Source organism: Aeromonas sp. FDAARGOS 1404 (assembly GCF_019047085.1).
GTDB classification, from domain to species: domain Bacteria; phylum Pseudomonadota; class Gammaproteobacteria; order Enterobacterales; family Aeromonadaceae; genus Aeromonas; species Aeromonas veronii.
The window spans coordinates 1345838-1362336 of the sequence record NZ_CP077237.1 but is presented as its reverse complement, the minus strand read 5'-3'; the positions used below and the strand labels follow the sequence as shown (position 1 = coordinate 1362336).

At 54.7% G+C, this 16499-nt stretch carries 12 protein-coding genes and 1 tRNA gene; 8 read left to right on the top strand and 5 right to left on the bottom strand.

The genetic code is table 11. The annotated features are described in order from the left end of the window. Positions 1–44: 44 nt before the first annotated feature. From I6L34_RS06190 to I6L34_RS06180, 3 genes are read right to left on the bottom strand one after another with little or no spacing between them, the layout of a single operon-like run. Positions 45–428 (bottom strand): hypothetical protein, encoded by a 384-nt coding sequence (locus I6L34_RS06190; protein ID WP_216956191.1) that lies wholly within the window; start codon positions 426–428, stop codon positions 45–47. A 37-nt stretch (positions 429–465) separates the two neighbouring features. Then, positions 466–1020 carry a cysteine hydrolase family protein gene (locus I6L34_RS06185; protein ID WP_064335614.1) on the bottom strand — a complete coding sequence of 185 codons (555 nt, stop codon included), beginning with the start codon at positions 1018–1020 and terminating at the stop codon, positions 466–468. Between the two features lie 26 nt (positions 1021–1046). Continuing rightward, positions 1047–2018 carry a ChaN family lipoprotein gene (locus tag I6L34_RS06180; RefSeq protein WP_216956187.1) on the bottom strand — a complete coding sequence of 324 codons (972 nt, stop codon included), beginning with the start codon at positions 2016–2018 and terminating at the stop codon, positions 1047–1049. Positions 2019–2211: 193 nt separating this feature from the next. On the opposite strand from I6L34_RS06180, the gene I6L34_RS06175 reads away from it, so the two are divergent. The 8 genes from I6L34_RS06175 (at position 2212) to I6L34_RS06140 (ending at position 14945) form a co-directional block, all read left to right on the top strand. Continuing rightward, a complete protein-coding gene (locus tag I6L34_RS06175; RefSeq protein ID WP_216956185.1) occupies positions 2212–4272 on the top strand; it encodes a TonB-dependent hemoglobin/transferrin/lactoferrin family receptor in 2061 nt (686 codons plus the stop codon). A gap of 186 nt (positions 4273–4458) precedes the next feature. Further along, on the top strand, positions 4459–5289 hold the full coding sequence (locus I6L34_RS06170; protein WP_254202939.1) for a LuxR family transcriptional regulator: 831 nt from the start codon (positions 4459–4461) through the stop codon (positions 5287–5289). Positions 5290–5515: 226 nt separating this feature from the next. Continuing rightward, positions 5516–6034, top strand: coding sequence for a type VI secretion system effector Hcp1 (gene hcp1 / locus I6L34_RS06165; protein WP_005332563.1), 519 nt, complete (start codon positions 5516–5518; stop codon positions 6032–6034). Between the two features lie 363 nt (positions 6035–6397). Further along, positions 6398–8521, top strand: a complete 2124-nt coding sequence (tssI, locus tag I6L34_RS06160; protein ID WP_081376069.1) for a type VI secretion system tip protein TssI/VgrG — start codon at positions 6398–6400, stop codon at positions 8519–8521. Beyond that, entirely contained in the window at positions 8497–9327 is an 831-nt protein-coding gene (locus I6L34_RS06155) for a DUF4123 domain-containing protein (protein WP_021230344.1), read from the top strand. The genes tssI and I6L34_RS06155 overlap by 25 nt, the downstream gene beginning before the upstream one ends. Beyond that, positions 9328–12405 carry a hypothetical protein gene (locus I6L34_RS06150; protein ID WP_216956183.1) on the top strand — a complete coding sequence of 1026 codons (3078 nt, stop codon included), beginning with the start codon at positions 9328–9330 and terminating at the stop codon, positions 12403–12405. Then, a complete protein-coding gene (locus I6L34_RS06145; RefSeq protein WP_103422092.1) occupies positions 12392–13411 on the top strand; it encodes a sel1 repeat family protein in 1020 nt (339 codons plus the stop codon). Before I6L34_RS06150 ends, I6L34_RS06145 begins: the two co-directional genes overlap by 14 nt. 166 nt (positions 13412–13577) lie before the next feature. Beyond that, positions 13578–14945 carry a tetratricopeptide repeat protein gene (locus I6L34_RS06140; RefSeq protein WP_058058234.1) on the top strand — a complete coding sequence of 456 codons (1368 nt, stop codon included), beginning with the start codon at positions 13578–13580 and terminating at the stop codon, positions 14943–14945. Positions 14946–15101: 156 nt separating this feature from the next. On the opposite strand, the gene I6L34_RS06135 is transcribed toward I6L34_RS06140, so the two are convergent. Both I6L34_RS06135 and I6L34_RS06130 read right to left on the bottom strand, forming a co-directional pair. Next, positions 15102–15178 (bottom strand) — tRNA-Arg (locus I6L34_RS06135). A gap of 50 nt (positions 15179–15228) precedes the next feature. Beyond that, entirely contained in the window at positions 15229–16383 is a 1155-nt protein-coding gene (locus I6L34_RS06130; RefSeq protein ID WP_058058270.1) for a flagellar assembly protein FlgT, read from the bottom strand. Positions 16384–16499: the final 116 nt, after the last annotated feature.

Genomic DNA, 16499 nt, shown 5'->3' with positions numbered 1-16499 from the left:
GCCACTGGGCTGCCCGTTTTTATTGCGTTATCTCATCCGCCAGTTCAATCCTGCCAGCTGGCCTTGTTGGGAAAAGCGCGACGATCGGCGTCGGTGGCCGTTTCGTTGCACTCTCCCCGCACCTTCCAGGAGGTCTGGCTCAGCACGATGTAGCCCTGGCGGCAATACTGCTTGGTCGCCAGGGTCTCGGTCAGCAGATTCTCCTGTAACGCCTCCCGCTGCTCCAGCAGCCGCTGGCTCTGGGCCGCCGAGAGGCCGCGCGGCAAGGTTTCGTTGGGCGCGGCTTCAAAGGTGAAGCGCTTGCTTCCCTCCTCGTTGATGTGGGTCAGAAACAGGGGGTCCGGCCCGTCATACTTCTGTCCGGGCAAGCTGGAGCAGGCCGACAGCAGGGGAACAATCAACAACAGGGTGGCAGACAACAGGCGCACGACAGACTCCAGTGAGAAACGAGGCGAGGCTCGCAGATTAGCACGGCTGCAGGGCGGGTGTTACTGCCAGCAGCTCGTCGGTGGTGAGCAGGGTCACATTGCGCCCCTCCGGCAGGCTGAGGTGGCGCCACATCCAGTGATGGTGCTCGGTGATCTGGGCCGCGCTCAGGTGGGGGCGATCGGCGGTGGTGTGACCATCGCTCAATACCAGCACCTCGTACCCATGGGAGGCGGCACTACGCACCGTGGTGTCGACGCAAAAATCGGTGGCGCAGCCACAGAGAATGAGTCGATCGACCGGCTGCTCGGCCAGCAGGAAGGCAAGCTCGGTATCGAGAAAGCTGTCACAGGCCGTTTTGCGTACCCGGCTATCTCCTTTGGCCGGTTGCAGCGCACTGTGCAACTGCCAACCCGGGGTGCCCGGTTCCAGTTCGGTACCGGGGGGCGAGTCATGCTGGATATAGATGACCCGTCCCTGTTGCTGCCTGACATGGGCCGCAGCCCGATTGATATTGGCCAGCACTTGCTCCTGGCGGTAACGGGGCTCGTTGAACAAGCCTTGCTGCACATCGATGATCAGTAACACATCCATTTTCTTACCCGCCGTTTCCTTGAAGATTAGGGTTGCAGCCACTGGCTGCAGTCACGACTGCGGGATTGATGCAGCGCGCCCATATCTTGCTTCATCTCGTCACTGTTTTGCCAGCGCTTAGGCAGCGGCATGATGGTTACCTGCACATCGGCTGCGGGATCTGCAACAGAGGTCTCATCTGCACGGGGCACGACCAGCGCTACCTTGAGGGCAGGATTGCGGCTGGCGATGCGACTGGCGAGTCCAAGCCCCCCCTCGACGTGGAAATTGCCGGCGATATGCATGATCTGCTGGCCCGGGTGCTTGGCGAGATAATCCACCATGCTCTCGGCCATGGTGTCATCCCAGCTGGTCTGGGCGGCGAAGCGGCGGGCGTTGCTGTCGGCATCGCCGTGGTGCATGGAAGCCATAAATTTCTGGCGATAGGGATCATCCCCCAGCGTCAGTTGGCGGGCCAGCTGGCTGCGGCGCGACGCGGGCAGTTTGTCGAGCCACTCAGCCCCCTCCTGACCGACACAGCTCACCAGCGGTTTGGGGGCGTTGGCGGCGATCACCGGCATCTGGTGAGCCTTGGCAAACTCTACCAGCGGGCGGTAGTCGCTTGGATAGTTGGGCCAGGCGTTGCCTTCGCGGATCAAGGCCGCTTCACCAATCTGATTCGCCAGAAAGGCATCCAGCGTCTTCTGATCGGCGCGGCTGAACTGCTCCATGGAGAGGGCCAATGGCCGACCGTGCTGCTGACCTGCGGTGTAGAGCCCGCTCAGCAGGCGCGATTGCAACAGATGCACGGCGGGATGGCTGTGCAGCTCGCCCACCAGAATTATATCGGCGTCGGCAATGTGCGCGATTGCTTGCTCCAGCGTCAGGTCTGCGTCTCCCTCGCTGCTTAGCCGGTAGTCATAGAGCGTCTGCAACTGTGATGACTGGGTCGGTTGAGTGGGGGTGGCACAGGCTGCCAGCAGCAGCGGCAGGGCGAGCAGGGGAAGTCGTCTAATCATGGGATCTCACGGCTGATATGCCCGGATGCCGGTGCATCTCGGGGGGCTAATAGAGAATAAGGGCAACACAGAGCGACAGTGTAAAACCAATTTGGTTCAAAACAAATGAGAATGATTTCGTTTCTTGTTGATCTTTGTCGAGAGCAGGGTAATATGCGGCCTGTTTGATAACAGTTCTCAATAAGGATTCGCTGTGACCCATCATAACGCACTCTCTCTGGTTGCCCTCGCCGTGGCGGCTGGTCTCTCCTCCCAGGTCTTTGCTGCCACCCAGAAGGCGGATGAAGTCGTGGTCGTCAGCGGCTCACGGATGGAGCAAAAACTGGAAGATGTCTCCGGCCCCATCTCGGTGATCACCGCCAAGCAGATTGAAGAGCAGGTCGTCACCAACGTCGCCGACCTGTTCCGCTACGAACCCGGTGTGACTGTGAATGGCGGTAGCCATAATGCTACTGATGGTCAAACCTTCTCATTGCGTGGTATGGGTGGAAATCGCGTCAAAGTGGTGAGCGATGGTGTTCGTCAAAACGATGCTTATAGCGAAGGTGGTGTAGGACAGAACTACTTCGATACTGACATGATCAAGCAGGTTGAAATTGTTAAAGGACCAGCCTCAACTGCATATGGCTCAGATGCTATCGGTGGAGTTATTGCAATTACGACCAAAGATGCATCGGATTTTTTGCGTAATAAAGATAGCTATGTTGATGTGACCAGTGGTTATGCATCCGAAAACGGTCAATGGATGGGCGGTTTTACAACCGCATTGCGTACCGGTGATTTTGAGCATCTATTACGATATACAGAGCGTAATGGCGGAGTCAAACAGAACTATAAGTCAAGTTTGTATGACTTTGATATTGTTGACCGTTCCGTTCTGCTCAAAAGCAAATGGCATATATCAGCAGTACAGCAGGCGCAGCTGACATTTGATTATTACGATCAGGATAAAAAATCCGATCCGTTTGATAATGCTAAAGATTTGAGACTGAAAGATGAGAAAAGTGAAAACTATCGCATCATGCTGGATCACCAGCTTAAAGTAAGCTCGGTGCTAACAGATCGAGTTTCTTCGAAGGTTTATATCAGTAAATTTGACCAGAGTAATAATAAAAATACTGGTAATACAACCAAAGGAAGTTCAGAACATAATATGTTTTTACAAGACGCCTTGGGTGCACAGCTACAGTTTGACAAGCGTTTGGGGGCAAACAGCATTGTTTGGGGTCTTGAGTATGAAAAATCAACCACGGAACGTGAGAAGACGAAAACCAGTTACCCGAGTGGTGCAATAGCGAACCGAAGCCCATTCCCGGATAGCGATACGCGGCGTGCTGCAGTGTGGTTCTTTGATAATATCGCGATTAATGATAAATGGCAGCTAACTCCGGGCATGCGGTATGATCATTATGAATTGCAAGCTACTTCCAGTAATGGTAAATCCTCATTTGGAGAGATCAAGGAAGGTGAACTATCTCCAAAGCTTGGCCTTGTATATAAGGCCCATGAGTTGGCAAATATATATGCGCAATATAGCCATGGTTTCAGGGCTCCTACATATAGTGAGTCTTTAGCATCTGATAGTTATAGTGTGCCAGGTTTTACTCATATCTTTATTCCTAACTCTGACTTACGTCCAGAAAGTAGTGATGGTATTGATCTCGGGGCTCGCGGCCAGTCAGATACAATTGACTATGATATTTCTGTGTTCAGGGCAAAATATAAAGATTTTATTGATACAGAAAACACATCATCCTTTGGTCGTACAGGTATGACAATGGTGACTAAATATGTCAACAAGGATAAAGTCAATACCAATGGAGCTGAGTTGAAACTTGGTTACTGGTTCGATGATGATATATATACTTGGGGTGCTCTTTCATACATTAACGGAAAAGATCAAAATGGGAACTACATTAACTCTCTGAACCCTTTGAGTGGAAATGTCGGTGTGCGTTTTGAACAAGCGCTCTGGAATTTCAATACCGCGCTTCGCTTTGCTGATGATATGGATAAGGTCGGTAAGGATGAAAACGGTAAGGAGTTTATGAAGTCAGCTGGTTGGGTGGCGGTGGATATGTATGCCCAGTTTAATCCTTTGCCTGAGTTGCAACTCAATGTTGGGGTCTTCAATCTGTTTGATCGGGAATACACCACATATAATCGTCTCGCAGGGAAAGATGCCGCTGCAGATGTCAGTACCTTTACCGAACCGGGTCGCAACCTGAGTGCACGGGTCAAATACGTATTCTAAAAAGATAACACACGCAGTGATCTCGGGCTGTTGCCCGCACCGGATCCCCGCCCTGATAGGCGGGGATTTTTTATACATGTAGCCAGGTGTGAGGTGACCCGCTCACACCATGTTATTCATTGGCTTCGCTTTTTTCTTTGTGTTGGCGAGATATTATGCTATTTGATTCATTGTTAATGACATTTAGTGATTTATTACAATGGGTGTGCCTCGCTTTTGACTTCGACATCGAACTTTTTCCTCGACACCGCCGACGCTCTTGAGCTGATTACCCGCTTCAATGAGGCCCCTGACGAGCAGACCATAGTGACTCTGTTGCGTACCCTTAGCCAGCAGATGGGATTTGACCACTTCCGGCTGGGATTCATCTTTCCCAGTTCGATTCAGCGTCCTGATGTGAGGATTTTCAACGGCTGTCCTGCCGAATGGGTGCAGACCTACGACAATAAGCGTTTCTTTGCGGTAGATCCCGTTGTGCGCAGAGGAATGAAGCAGAGTACCCCCATCCTCTGGGCCAACCTGATCACCGAGTGTTGCGATCTGCAGGACGTCGCTGGGTTGGAAGTGATGCTGCAGGCACAAGAGATGGGGCTGCGCGACGGGATCACGATGCCCTGGCACGGGCCGAATGGCCATGTTGGCTTGCTGTCATTGATCACACGCACTACACGAACTGAGCATCAGTGGCTGACGGCTACTCCCTTTTTAAGCTGGCTGGCGGTGCATGTCTTCGAGGCTGTGGCCCGTGTTTGTCTTGCCGTGAAGCTTTCTCAGGAAGATCTGACTCTACGGGAGCTGGAGGTGTGCCAATGGGCCGCCGAAGGCAAGCAAGTGAGCGATATTGCCCAGATCCTGGGGATCAAGCCCAGAACTGTCACTTTTCATCTTGAGCGGATCGCGGAGAAGCTGGGGGCAAGCAGCAAAAATCAGGCGATATCCTGGGCACTGATGCAGGGGATTGTCAGGCTGAACATTGACACGGCACAAATCGAAAATGTGGATGATAACAGTGCATGATGCTGCCTAACGCAAAAGCTTGCTCATTACGTAGATGAAATTACTGAAAAGGTCAGTTTTGCCAGTGAGTGTGATGACATTGCGCAACTTATTGCACCCATGTGCGTTGAGCGAGAACTGGTGGAATGTAATTGTTTGATAAATAAGGAATAAAAAAATGGCATGGACGCTGCTAAAGGTTGGTCGAGTGCTATCTCGTTTAACCAACCTATTTAGGAGCATACACATGCCAACTCCATGTTATATCAGCATCGAAGGTAAAACCCAGGGCAATATCACCGCCGGTGCCTTCACCTCCGATTCCGTCGGCAACATCTTCGTACAAGGTCACGAAGACGAGATGCTGGTACAAGAGTTCCAGCACGTCGTCACCGTCCCGACCGACCCGCAATCCGGTCAGCCTGCTGGTCAGCGTGTCCACAAGCCGTTCAAGTTCACCGTTGCGCTGAACAAAGCCGTACCGTTGATGTACAACTCTCTGGCTTCCGGTGAAATGCTGCCGAAAGTGACCCTGAAGTGGTACCGCACCTCCGTTGAAGGCAAGCAGGAGCACTTCTTCTCTACCGTGCTGACCGATGCCACCATCGTTGACATCGACTGCCAGATGCCGCACTGCCAGGACCCGGCGAAGTCTGACTTCACCCAGCTTATCCAGGTCTCCATGGCTTACCGCAAGATTGACTGGGAGCACACCGTTGCCGGTACTTCCGGTGCGGACGACTGGCGCGCGCCCATCGAGGCGTAAGCCTTGCTTCGGTACTTTGGTATTCCTTGTAAGTAGTAATGTGTCTTTGAGCCGGTTGTTCAACCGGCTTCTTGTACTGTGCATTTTCTCCAGCCTGGCCAACGGGTTGGCTGGAGCTTTTCTGTTTTGCCATCCCCCTGCCGGGGTTTGATGCCCTGCCGGTGAGTGCGGAGGGATGGCAAAGCACTAAAGGGTGTCCTGTGATGCAGACCCGAACCGCTCGTAACCTGTTAACCCCTTTATCTTTGGTGGCCCTTGCGGCACCGGAGAGGGCGGTAGCGTGGCTGCGCGGTGAGGGATTGTATGGGCGCGAGAGTTGGCAAGGGCTCAGGCACTGCTTGGCCGTGACAAGAGGGGAAAGCCATGGCTAATCAAACCGGATTGCAATTTACCGTCAAGGTGGGGGCGTTGCCCGAGAGCACCTTCGTGGTGGCCAGTTTCCAGCTGGATGAGGGGTTGAACCGGCCGTTCAACCTGCAGCTGGAGGTGGCGAGTAGCCAGCCTGATGTCGACTTTGGCGCCGTGCTGGACCAGCCATGCGAGCTGATTGTGTGGTACAACGGCGAGCTGCAACGCCGGGTCTGCGGGGTTGTGAGCGAGTTTGCCCAAGGAGACAGCGGTTTTCGCCGTACCCGCTATCAGTTGCAAGTCAAACCGGCGCTGTGGCGGCTGGGGCTGCGCCAGAACTCCCGCATCTTTCAGGCGCAAAAGCCCGATGAAATCCTCAGTATCCTGCTGCAAGAGCACGGCATCACCGATTACGCCTTTGCGCTCAAGAATGAGCACGCCCAGCGGGAATACTGCGTGCAGTATCGGGAGACTGACCTCGACTTTGTGAACCGCTTGGCCGCCGAAGAGGGCTTGTTCTACTTCCACGAGTTTGAAGCAGGCAAGCACCGCATCGTCTTTGCTGACGATGCGGCAGCCCTGACCGCGGGCCCCGAGCTATTTTTCAACCTCGGCAACCGCTCGCTGGAACAAGGTCCCTATGTGCGCCAGTTCCACTACCGCGAGGCGGTGCGCCCCTCGGATGTGGAGCTGAAAGATTACAGCTTCAAGACGCCAGCTTATGGCCTCTCCCACAAAAAGCAGGGTGCAGAGCTCGAGCACCAACGGGATACCTACCAGCACTTCGACTATCCGGGTCGCTACAAGCAGGACCCGAGCGGCAAGGCGTTTGTCCAGCATCGGCTCGATGCCCTGCGCAATGACGCGGTGGCGGGCAGTGGCAAGTCCAACAGTGCCGCCTTGTTGCCGGGCCAGCACTTTTCATTGACCGAACATCCCAATGGTAGCCTCAACACTGACTGGCAAATCGTTCATATCCGCCACACCGGTGAGCAGCCACAAGCCTTGGAAGAAGAAGGCGGCAGCGGCCCGACCGTCTACCACAACGAATTTGGCGTAGTGAAGGCGAGTACCACCTGGCGTGCCCGCATCGGCAGCCCCGAGGCACCTTACAAGCCGATGGTGGACGGCCCGCAAATCGCCATGGTGGTGGGTCCCGAGGGGGAGGAGATTTACTGCGACGAACATGGCCGGGTGAAGCTGCAGTTCCCGTGGGACCGCTACGGCAGCTCCAACGACCAAAGCTCCTGCTGGGTGCGAGTATCCCAAGGCTGGGCCGGCGGTCAGTACGGCATGATGGCGATTCCGCGCATCGGCCACGAGGTTATCGTCTCATTCCTCGAAGGTGACCCCGACCAGCCTATCGTGACGGGTCGCACCTACCACGCCACCAATCGGCCGCCGTATGAGCTGCCCGCCAACAAGACCCGCACCGTGCTGCGCACCGAAACTCACCAGGGCGAGGGTTTCAACGAGCTGCGTTTTGAAGACCAGGCGGGGCAGGAAGAGATTTATATCCACGGTCAGAAAGACCTGAATGTGCTGATTGAAAACGATGCGGCGTGGCATATCAAGCACGACCAGCACACCGATATCGACAATGAGCGGGTCACCCGCATCAGAAAGGTGCCGGGCAAGGATGGCGCTCCGCCCAGCCTCGGTAATGACCACCTGACAGTTGAGGGTGAAAAACGCGACCACATCAAGGCGGACTATTCGCTGACGGTGGATGCCTCCATGCACCAGAAACTGGGCCAGTCGTTGCTGGTTGATGCTGTACAGGAGATTCATCTCGACTCGGGCCAAAAAATTGTGTTGGAAGCCGGGTCGGAGATCACCCTGAAAGTCGGTGGCAGTTTTGTGAAGGTCGATCCAAGCGGCGTCACCTTGGTCGGCCCCACCATCAAGATGAACTCTGGTGGCAGTCCCGGCTCAGGCTCAGGGTGGGCGGGTCAGATGCCCGGCCTGCCGATGGGGGTAGCATTAGCGCCTTATGTTGTACCGCCAACCCCAGAGATGATCCCGGCCATGTTGGTCGCGGCAAAAGCCGGTGTGGTAGCAATGCCCATGTGTGGCAAGCGCTCTAATGGCACATGTGAACGGGGAGACTGCACATGCAAACTCGATGGGAACAGTTAACGTTTCTGCATCGGTTATCTCCTGATAGCTTACCAATCAACTATTTGCTGATTGATGTAGCACGTTGGGAAGAGGCGCAAGAGGTGATCTATCAGCTCATTGAGCAGCCCGAATTAACGCTGCTGTTTGCTGGTACGCACCACCAAGCCTTATTGGAAGTGAGCCCCCTTTTGCTCCGCCTCCCTTCCGAGCGCACTGTCAGGGAAACGTTGCTCACGGAAGTGCGAGAGAGGCGCGCAGGCGTTGCGCTGCGCGCATCGCTCTTTTGCGAAGAGCTAGCCAACCATTTCAGACAGTTCCTGACGGTGCCAGATGGGAAGGGGCAAAGCTATCTGCGCTTTTACGATCCGGCCATTTGGCTGGCTATCTATGCCTGCCAGTATGATGCCCCCTTGGTGGGCTCAGTGTTGGAGGCGGTGTACTTGCCTGACTGGTGCTCTGCAACCTGGTGTGAAATTGTCAGCGCTGAGCACGAAGCCGCCTTTGAGCAACCGGTGTGTTTGAGTTCGGAATTGCTGGTGATGGCCCAGAAAACCCGTCTGCTTTATAGCTTGCAAGCAGCCCGGATTGACCCTGCTTTGTGTTATGGTCTTGCATCTTCGCTTGCATGCCTGATTGAGAAAGGCTTGACCGAGCAGTGGGAGCTTATGCCTTGGCTCACCCTGCTTAATGATTATCCTGCTCCCGTGTTGGATGGCCGCATGGCCCAGTGGTTGGCCACCTTCGATATTGAGTGCCATGAGCCGCTGGCTGTGGCAAACCGTTTTTGGCAGGGTCAGACCCATCAGCCAGTGGAGGCGTTATAGATGTCCGCACCAACCACGACTACGTCACCTGTAGTTAACAATGTCATTGATGAAGGGCTCTGTCAGTCGCCGACTATGTTGCCTTTTGTTCCGTTGCCCGAGGCTGCATCAAATGAGTCATTCGCTGCGGTCAAATCCCCCTGCTCGGCAAAAGAGTTTGAAGACATCTTCTACGTCAGCGGCTCCAACTGCTTCTGGCTGGTCGAGAAAAAAGCCTTCAAGAAGATAAAAATGGTGGTCAGTGAGTTTGAGGCCAAGGTGCTTGGTTCATCCAGCAAGCTGCAAGCGCTGGCGGCACAGGCTATTCAACTCGATAGCCTGATGATTAGCCCGACCCCATACAGCTTCTTGACCCCGGCCCAACAGCAAGAATGGAGCAACATTCAGGCGAGCAGGCCTGCCAGCCCGACCTTTTTGCCCTACGGAGATAACAGTCAGGCTGCAGTACACAAGCAATTTATCAATCTGGCTGCTGAGGATGCCAAGTGTATTGAGCAACTGGAACAGCTCAAACGCCAAGGGATTGAGCAAGCCAAGGCGCAAGGGTATGAAGTCGATAAAAATGGCCACTACTATGACCCGCGTCAGGTCAAAATCGGCAAATTGCTGGCGCAATACAACAAGGCCCGTGCCACGTTTGTGGCAGAAAAGCCCCCGGCAGAGCAGATTGAATTGCTGCGACAAGCGGTGCTGAAAACCCAGACCCTGATGCAGGAGCACAGCAACGATCTGATGTGGCCGAGTGACGATTGGTTTAGCCATCGTCAGGAAAACCTGGCCAAGATGACTGCGGCCCAGCAGACCCTCAATCGCTGCATCAGCGAGCTTGGTGCGCTCGGGGTCGCCGTGCCGGAGTTTGCTCTGAGCGGCATAGAGGGGTGTGTGGCCGGTGATAAGTGCTATGCCAGTTGGTACGCCTATCTGGCCCAGAAAAAGCAGGCCGAAGAAGAACTGGAGAAGACCACCAAGGCCTTCTTGACCGCGCTCGATAGCGGTTATGCCGCCAGCAGCGACAAAGAGAATCCCTTGTTGCCACCCCAGCAGATGTTTCAGCGTCAGCTCGATGCGATTAATACTGCCCACAAACAAGCTAACGAGCTGTACGAAAAGGCTCTGTTGGCCTGCTCCCGCCAAGTCCCTCCTCGGGTATTGGCATGGGAGGGGGAATATCAGCGCCAACCCATGGACGTATTGACCAAGGGGGATTATCCACTGCGTGAGATATGCTCGGCGGCGTTATCGGTAGAGCCACTCAGCTACTTCAGCCTCTGGCAGTTGCCAGTAGACAAGGTCAAGGAGCGGGCGGGTGATCTGCTCAAACTGGAGCAGGATCCTGTGCTGCTCGCCCTGCTGGCGCAAGATGGCATTACCCCTCTCCCTCTGCAAAAGGGCTGGTTTTACAAAGAGAACGGCGCCCTCAATTTTGACAAGGTGGCCGACTACCTGGAGCAGAAGAACATCAAGGTGAAGGCTCTCGACGCGCGGTGTAGCCGCTTTGCGGGGCACCTTGGCACACTGCTCTATCGCTCTGACAAGCAGGTGGAGTTTGGTCCCTTTGATGAATCTCCCCAAGCACAGTTGATGCGGATGATGAGTTACAGCGACTGGAAGGGCAAACTCAGCAGCTCCGGCAAGATAGACCCCCCGCCGATGACACTGACCTATCAGGACGGCACCGTCTCCATGCCTGGGCCGAGCGCCAGCTTGTCGGTCACTGCAGAGTTTTATCCTCTGCGCGGCGAGATCGATCTGTTCAGGATCACCTTGCCACGAGGCGCAAAACCCACGATAGCAACCCTGATCGCCCCCAAGAGTGGCAACAAATACCAGATCAATCTGGGCACCTGGGCCGTAGATGTCCACGCCAAGGCGTGGGGCAAAGCGGGCGCCATGCTCAAAGCGGGCCGCGAGGCATCGCTCAATGCCAGCGTCGGTGGAATTAGCCTCAGTGGGCTCGATGTGGCGGTCAAGGCTGAAGAGAAGGGGGAATTTACCGCCGAGGTTGGGGCTGAGGTGGGCTGCAGTCTGTCAGGACGCCTGCTTTGGCGTCCAGATAGCAGCATGATCCAGCGTCTGAGGATAGATGGTCAAGCCGCTAAGCTGCCGCTGCAGCTATGCAAGGCCACCACCGGGTTGAAGGCCGAAATCAAGGACACGCTGAGCGAGTTCCCCTTTATCCTGAGCTGGCGCAATAACCGGATGCGGTTGGGAGTTAAGGCCGGGGTACTGGGGGGCAGCGCCAAGGCCAGAGGGTATTTCGAGTTTGAAGTAGACTGGCAATCTACCGGTTATGTGGTGGCCATGTTTCAGGAGCTGCTGCGCCGCTGCAACTACGAGCGGGTCGAAGTCTTCGCCGATGAGGAGAGCTATCAGCGGCTCTCCAGGGCCAGTCAGCTTGCACTGCTGTTGGGGGTCAATATTGGTCAGATAGTGGCGGCAGAGAAAGACTTTGTTGATCGCCTCTACGGCAAGCTGAATCGCAGCCAGAATGCGGGTCTGGTGGCGTGGACGTTGTCGGGTCACTTGCTGCCTAAACCACGTAATCCCAATCCGGCTTTACGCCCGGATACGGCTGGCGATACTAGGGCCAATGCAGCAACGGAAGCCAAGCTTAAAGCGTGGGCCAACGGTCTACTGCCGGAGGCATTGGGCTCGTTATTGGGTACCTTGGTGGCAAACTCCAAAGTACTGAGGCTGAACAATCCCCCTGTCAATTTATCGGATAAAGAGACCCATGTGTTGCAGCAAATGACCATTGCGCGCTTGGTTGATTGGCTCTATAGCGGTAAAGCTACTACTGATAATTGCCATAAGTTTCAAGAGGCGATAAGCCGCATGACCGATATCAATGTGCAAGATCAGATTGGTGCTTATAAGCGTAACCTTAGTACACTAGATAAATATATGGCTTTGCCTGCGGACAGTAGAAATGATGACCTTAAGTCAACATTAATAAAGTATCGACGAGCTCGCAATGTGTTATCAAATATGCGTTGGGAAAATGCACAACCTAACTACAAGATCTCTAATACGTATGGTCGTTCTCAGATTCAGGACGGGTGGAATGTTAAGAGTTAATAAATTTTCAATGCTCGTGTTTGGTTTGTTGATCTCGGTCTCATTTGAAAGCGTAGCTGCAAATAAGGTGGTGACAGCAGATGAGCTTTATCAACAAGCGGTTATCCCCTATGAACAAGGGTGGGATAAAGGGCTAGACCTGATGTGGCAAGCAGCTAATGCGGGCAGTACTAAAGCGCTATGTACCATTGCCAGCGGCTATCAAGGCACATCTTTGATTGTTAACGCTGATGCACAAAAATACTTTAAAAAAGCAGCTGAGTTAGGGGGGCTTTGTGGGATGCTAGCCCTTTCTAATATCGGTGAAAATGTCATGCTTGACTCAACATTAGCTGAACATCAAGGTGATGGTGGTTGGTCTGACAAGCTGATTAAGAAATCTAAGCAACTGGCTGAAGAAGGCGATATTGAGGGGGTGAAGACATATTCTTTCGTCCTATCATTAAAAAATGATGATAATGGTGCATGTAAATGGCTTGAGAAGGCAGCCCAAAAAGGGGATGCAGGAGCTCAGTTCAATTTAGCAAATGACATCCGAAGTGGCTGCGGTTGGTACCTTATCCCTGGCTCCCGTGATAAAGCTGAACGTTATTGGACAGAACAAGCCGCCAATCATGGCCATCCCAAGGCGATGGAGGTTATGTCCAGCTATGCTGAGAAAGACAAAGATATTGTTGGAATGCTGGCTTGGCTCGAACGTGCAGCCAATACAGGAAATATTAACTCGATAAGGATCTATAGCACTTATCTGATGGGAGGCGATGAGTTTACCATTCCAATTCCTGCTGATATGCAAAGCAATAAAAAAGCTTACGGTTGGTTATATGTATTAACCCATCAACTACCGCCAGAAACTGAGGAGTCAGCCTATTCTCGTTCTGTTAAAGAACTCAGTCTTCTTGAAAAAAAACTCTCTGAGAACGAAATTGAAGAGGCTAAATCTTGGGCTAACGAATGGATGAAAACGCATCAAGTTAGAAGTTACTTCCTAGAATTCGGAATGTAACAGAGCTTATTATAACTGCAAAAACCACCTGACAGGCAAGGCTAATGGCCAGGGAAGGTGCCGCATCAACTGTATGCTCAATCAGGTGGCTGCGTAGCATAACGGATTAGTCCGCAATACAGCAGCACCTCATCCGTTCCTTTTTAACTCTACGAAGAATTTTCTCATGACCCATCGACTCTTATGGCTGACGCTGGCGATCGGCCTGCTCGCAGCCTGCTCTTCCACAACTTCACTCACTGACGCCGAGTTATCCCAAGCCGCCACTCAGGGCAATGGCAAGGCTCAATATGAGTTGGCCAAACGTCTGGCCAGTCAGCCCGATTACCCCAATGCAATGCACTGGATGCAGCAAGCGGCAGAGCAGTCTGGCCCCTTGGCCGCCGATAAACAGATCCGCGCCAATGCTGCTTGGCAAGTGGGTGACTGGTATCAGGCCGGACTCGGGGAGCCCAAAAACCCGACGCTCGCTACCCAGTGGTGGCAGCGCTCTGCTCGCCTTGGCAACAGCAATGCCAGCTATCAGCTGGGCCTGATGTGTCAGGAGCAGCATCAGGGCAAGCTGGTCAGTGAATGCCTCGACTGGTTCGAGAAAGCCGCCAAACAGGATCATGCAGAGGCGCAATTGATCCTTGGGCAGTGGTATGCCAAGCAGCAGGGGGCGGATGAGGATGCCGTCAAGTGGTTGGAAAAAGCGGCAGAGCTGGGCAATCGTGACGCTCAGTATCAGCTGGGCAAGCGCTATGAGCAGGGGAGAGGGGTGAGCAAACGCCAGGATATTGCCCAGCGCTGGTTTGAGAAGGCTGCCGCCCAGCAGCAGCCGGATGCCTTGTTGTTGCTGGCTCGTCAGGCTACACCAACTGATGCTTTCGCGGCTTATCAGCGGGCTGCCAATGCGGGTTCTGCCGAAGCTGAACTATGGCTGGGTGTTGCTTATCTGGCGGGAGATCAGGTGCAAGCTGATCCTGCGTTGGGCAGATATTGGTTGGAGTTGGCTGTGACTCATGGCTCGCATGAGGCGGAGTACCAACTGAGCTTGCAACAAACAGATGGCGTAGCCAGGCAGCATTGGTTGACTCTGGCTGCGGAAGGCGGGATCACCAAGGCCAGTTTCGAGCTGGCGCAGTTGCAGCAAGAGCAGGGGGAGTTGGAGCAAGCCAGAGCCAGCTATGCCAAAGCTGCTGGACAAGGTCATACCCTGGCTCAATATGCTTATGGCGAGATGCTGCGGCAGGGTTTGGGCGGTAAAGAGGACTATGTGCTGGCACTCAAGCAGTATCGTCTGGCTGCCCAGCAGGGTGACCGGATGGCTCAATACCGTATGGGGACCATGCGTGAAGAGGGACTGGGGGCTCCGCGCAACCGGGTACATGCCTATGCCTGGTTATCTATGGCGGCAACAGAAGGGATGCCAGAAGCCGTGCAGGCTCGTGATGAGCTGGAAGCAGCGATGACCAAGCCGGAAGTCAAACAAGCGCAGAAACTCTCTGAGCACTGGTTTGGCAAGATCGCCACTATCTGGCAAAAAGGCTGATAGCTTGACAGGCAAGTGGCCCTTCAGGGCCACTGTGTTATCCCATAGCCCCTGGGTTTTGAGCGCATGATGGGGTAATACGACGCTCACAAGCACGCCAGGGCCAAAAACAACCAAGGGGTTGGCATCGTGATGATGCCAACCCCTTGTTTTATATGGCGCTCCCGACTGGAGTCGAACCAGTGGCCTGTCCCTTAGGAGGGGACCGCTCTATCCTGCTGAGCTACGGGAGCTGTGTGGCGGGCATTATACAAGAAGCAACTCCCTTTTAAACCCTTGATTCTTATTCCAATACTGCCAAATCCCCATTCTGGATGTTAAACGGCGAATATTTGTTCTGGCTGCTGATGATGGCGCCATCGTCGAATACCTGTACTACCTCAAACAGGCCGTCGGCCGGGTTGCGCATCATGCGCGACTTGCCGTAGGGGTCGATGAAGTCAGCGTTGTGCTGGATGCGGAACTGATCGCCAAGCTTGACTCCGTTGCGTCGTCCCAGATTGATGTAGGGGCCGCGTTCGTTCTGGCCGACTACCCGGGCGGTGACCGGGGCGCAGGTGAGCTGGGCTACCAGATCCTGAGCCGCCTGCTGCAACTGGTAGTTGACCTCCTGGCCATAGCTTGACTGCCAGAACTGGCCGCTGCTGCTGCCCACTTGCTCCCGCTTGCCAAAGGTCCAGGTGGCGCGCCCTTCGTAGACCTTGCGGTTGACCAGAGTGCCGTTGATGCCATCGAACAGGTAGAGCTGCATGCGAAAGTTGCGTACGGGATCCTCATACCAGCTGGTCAGCTGGTTGCCCTGCGGCTCGATGGAGAGATCATCGATGCTGCCGAGTACCAGATACTGACTGTCGGTGCGCAGGCTGAGGGCCTTGATCTCTTCGAGGGCGCTGCGATCCCCCTGTTGCAGATGCAGCGGATCGATGCGCAGGTTTTCATCCAGCCACTGGCGCACCGCGACCCCTTGCGGCGCGTTGGCGAGAGTCTCGAACAGTCGTCGCGAGAGGTTCTCCGGCATGTCGTCCATGGCGCCGTAGCTGGCTTGGTCCGGATAACGCATCCGCAGCCTGACCAGTGTCAAATCCTTGGCGAAGTGCTGGGTCTGGCAGATCTGGCGCTCGGCCTGAATGTCGGCCACCAGGGTGATATACATGCGGCCGTTGCGCACCTCTTCCCGCTTGAGCCGGTACTGGCGAATGTCGCCACCGGAGCGGATCTGGATCTGCTCGGATCGCAGGCTGCCATTTTCCAGACGCTGGACGCTGGAAACGGCCGCGCCGCTGGCCAGCAGCGCCTGACGCAGGGCGTCGCGGGTTGCCTGCTCGCGGGCATAGACCTCATCGCCCCCCAGAATGGCGGCGCTGCCCTGTGCTTCGATAAGCTCGGCGCGGGCGCTCAGGCTGGCCAGCAGCAGGGTCAACAGCAGCGGTAATTTCATAGCAGATACCTTGAGTTGGCGGGCAGCCGCGCCATTTTGAGGAAATGGCGCCTGCTGGCCGACATGGATCACAACACGTTCCAAGTGGCAGCGCACGTTGGCGCTGACGATGTCCA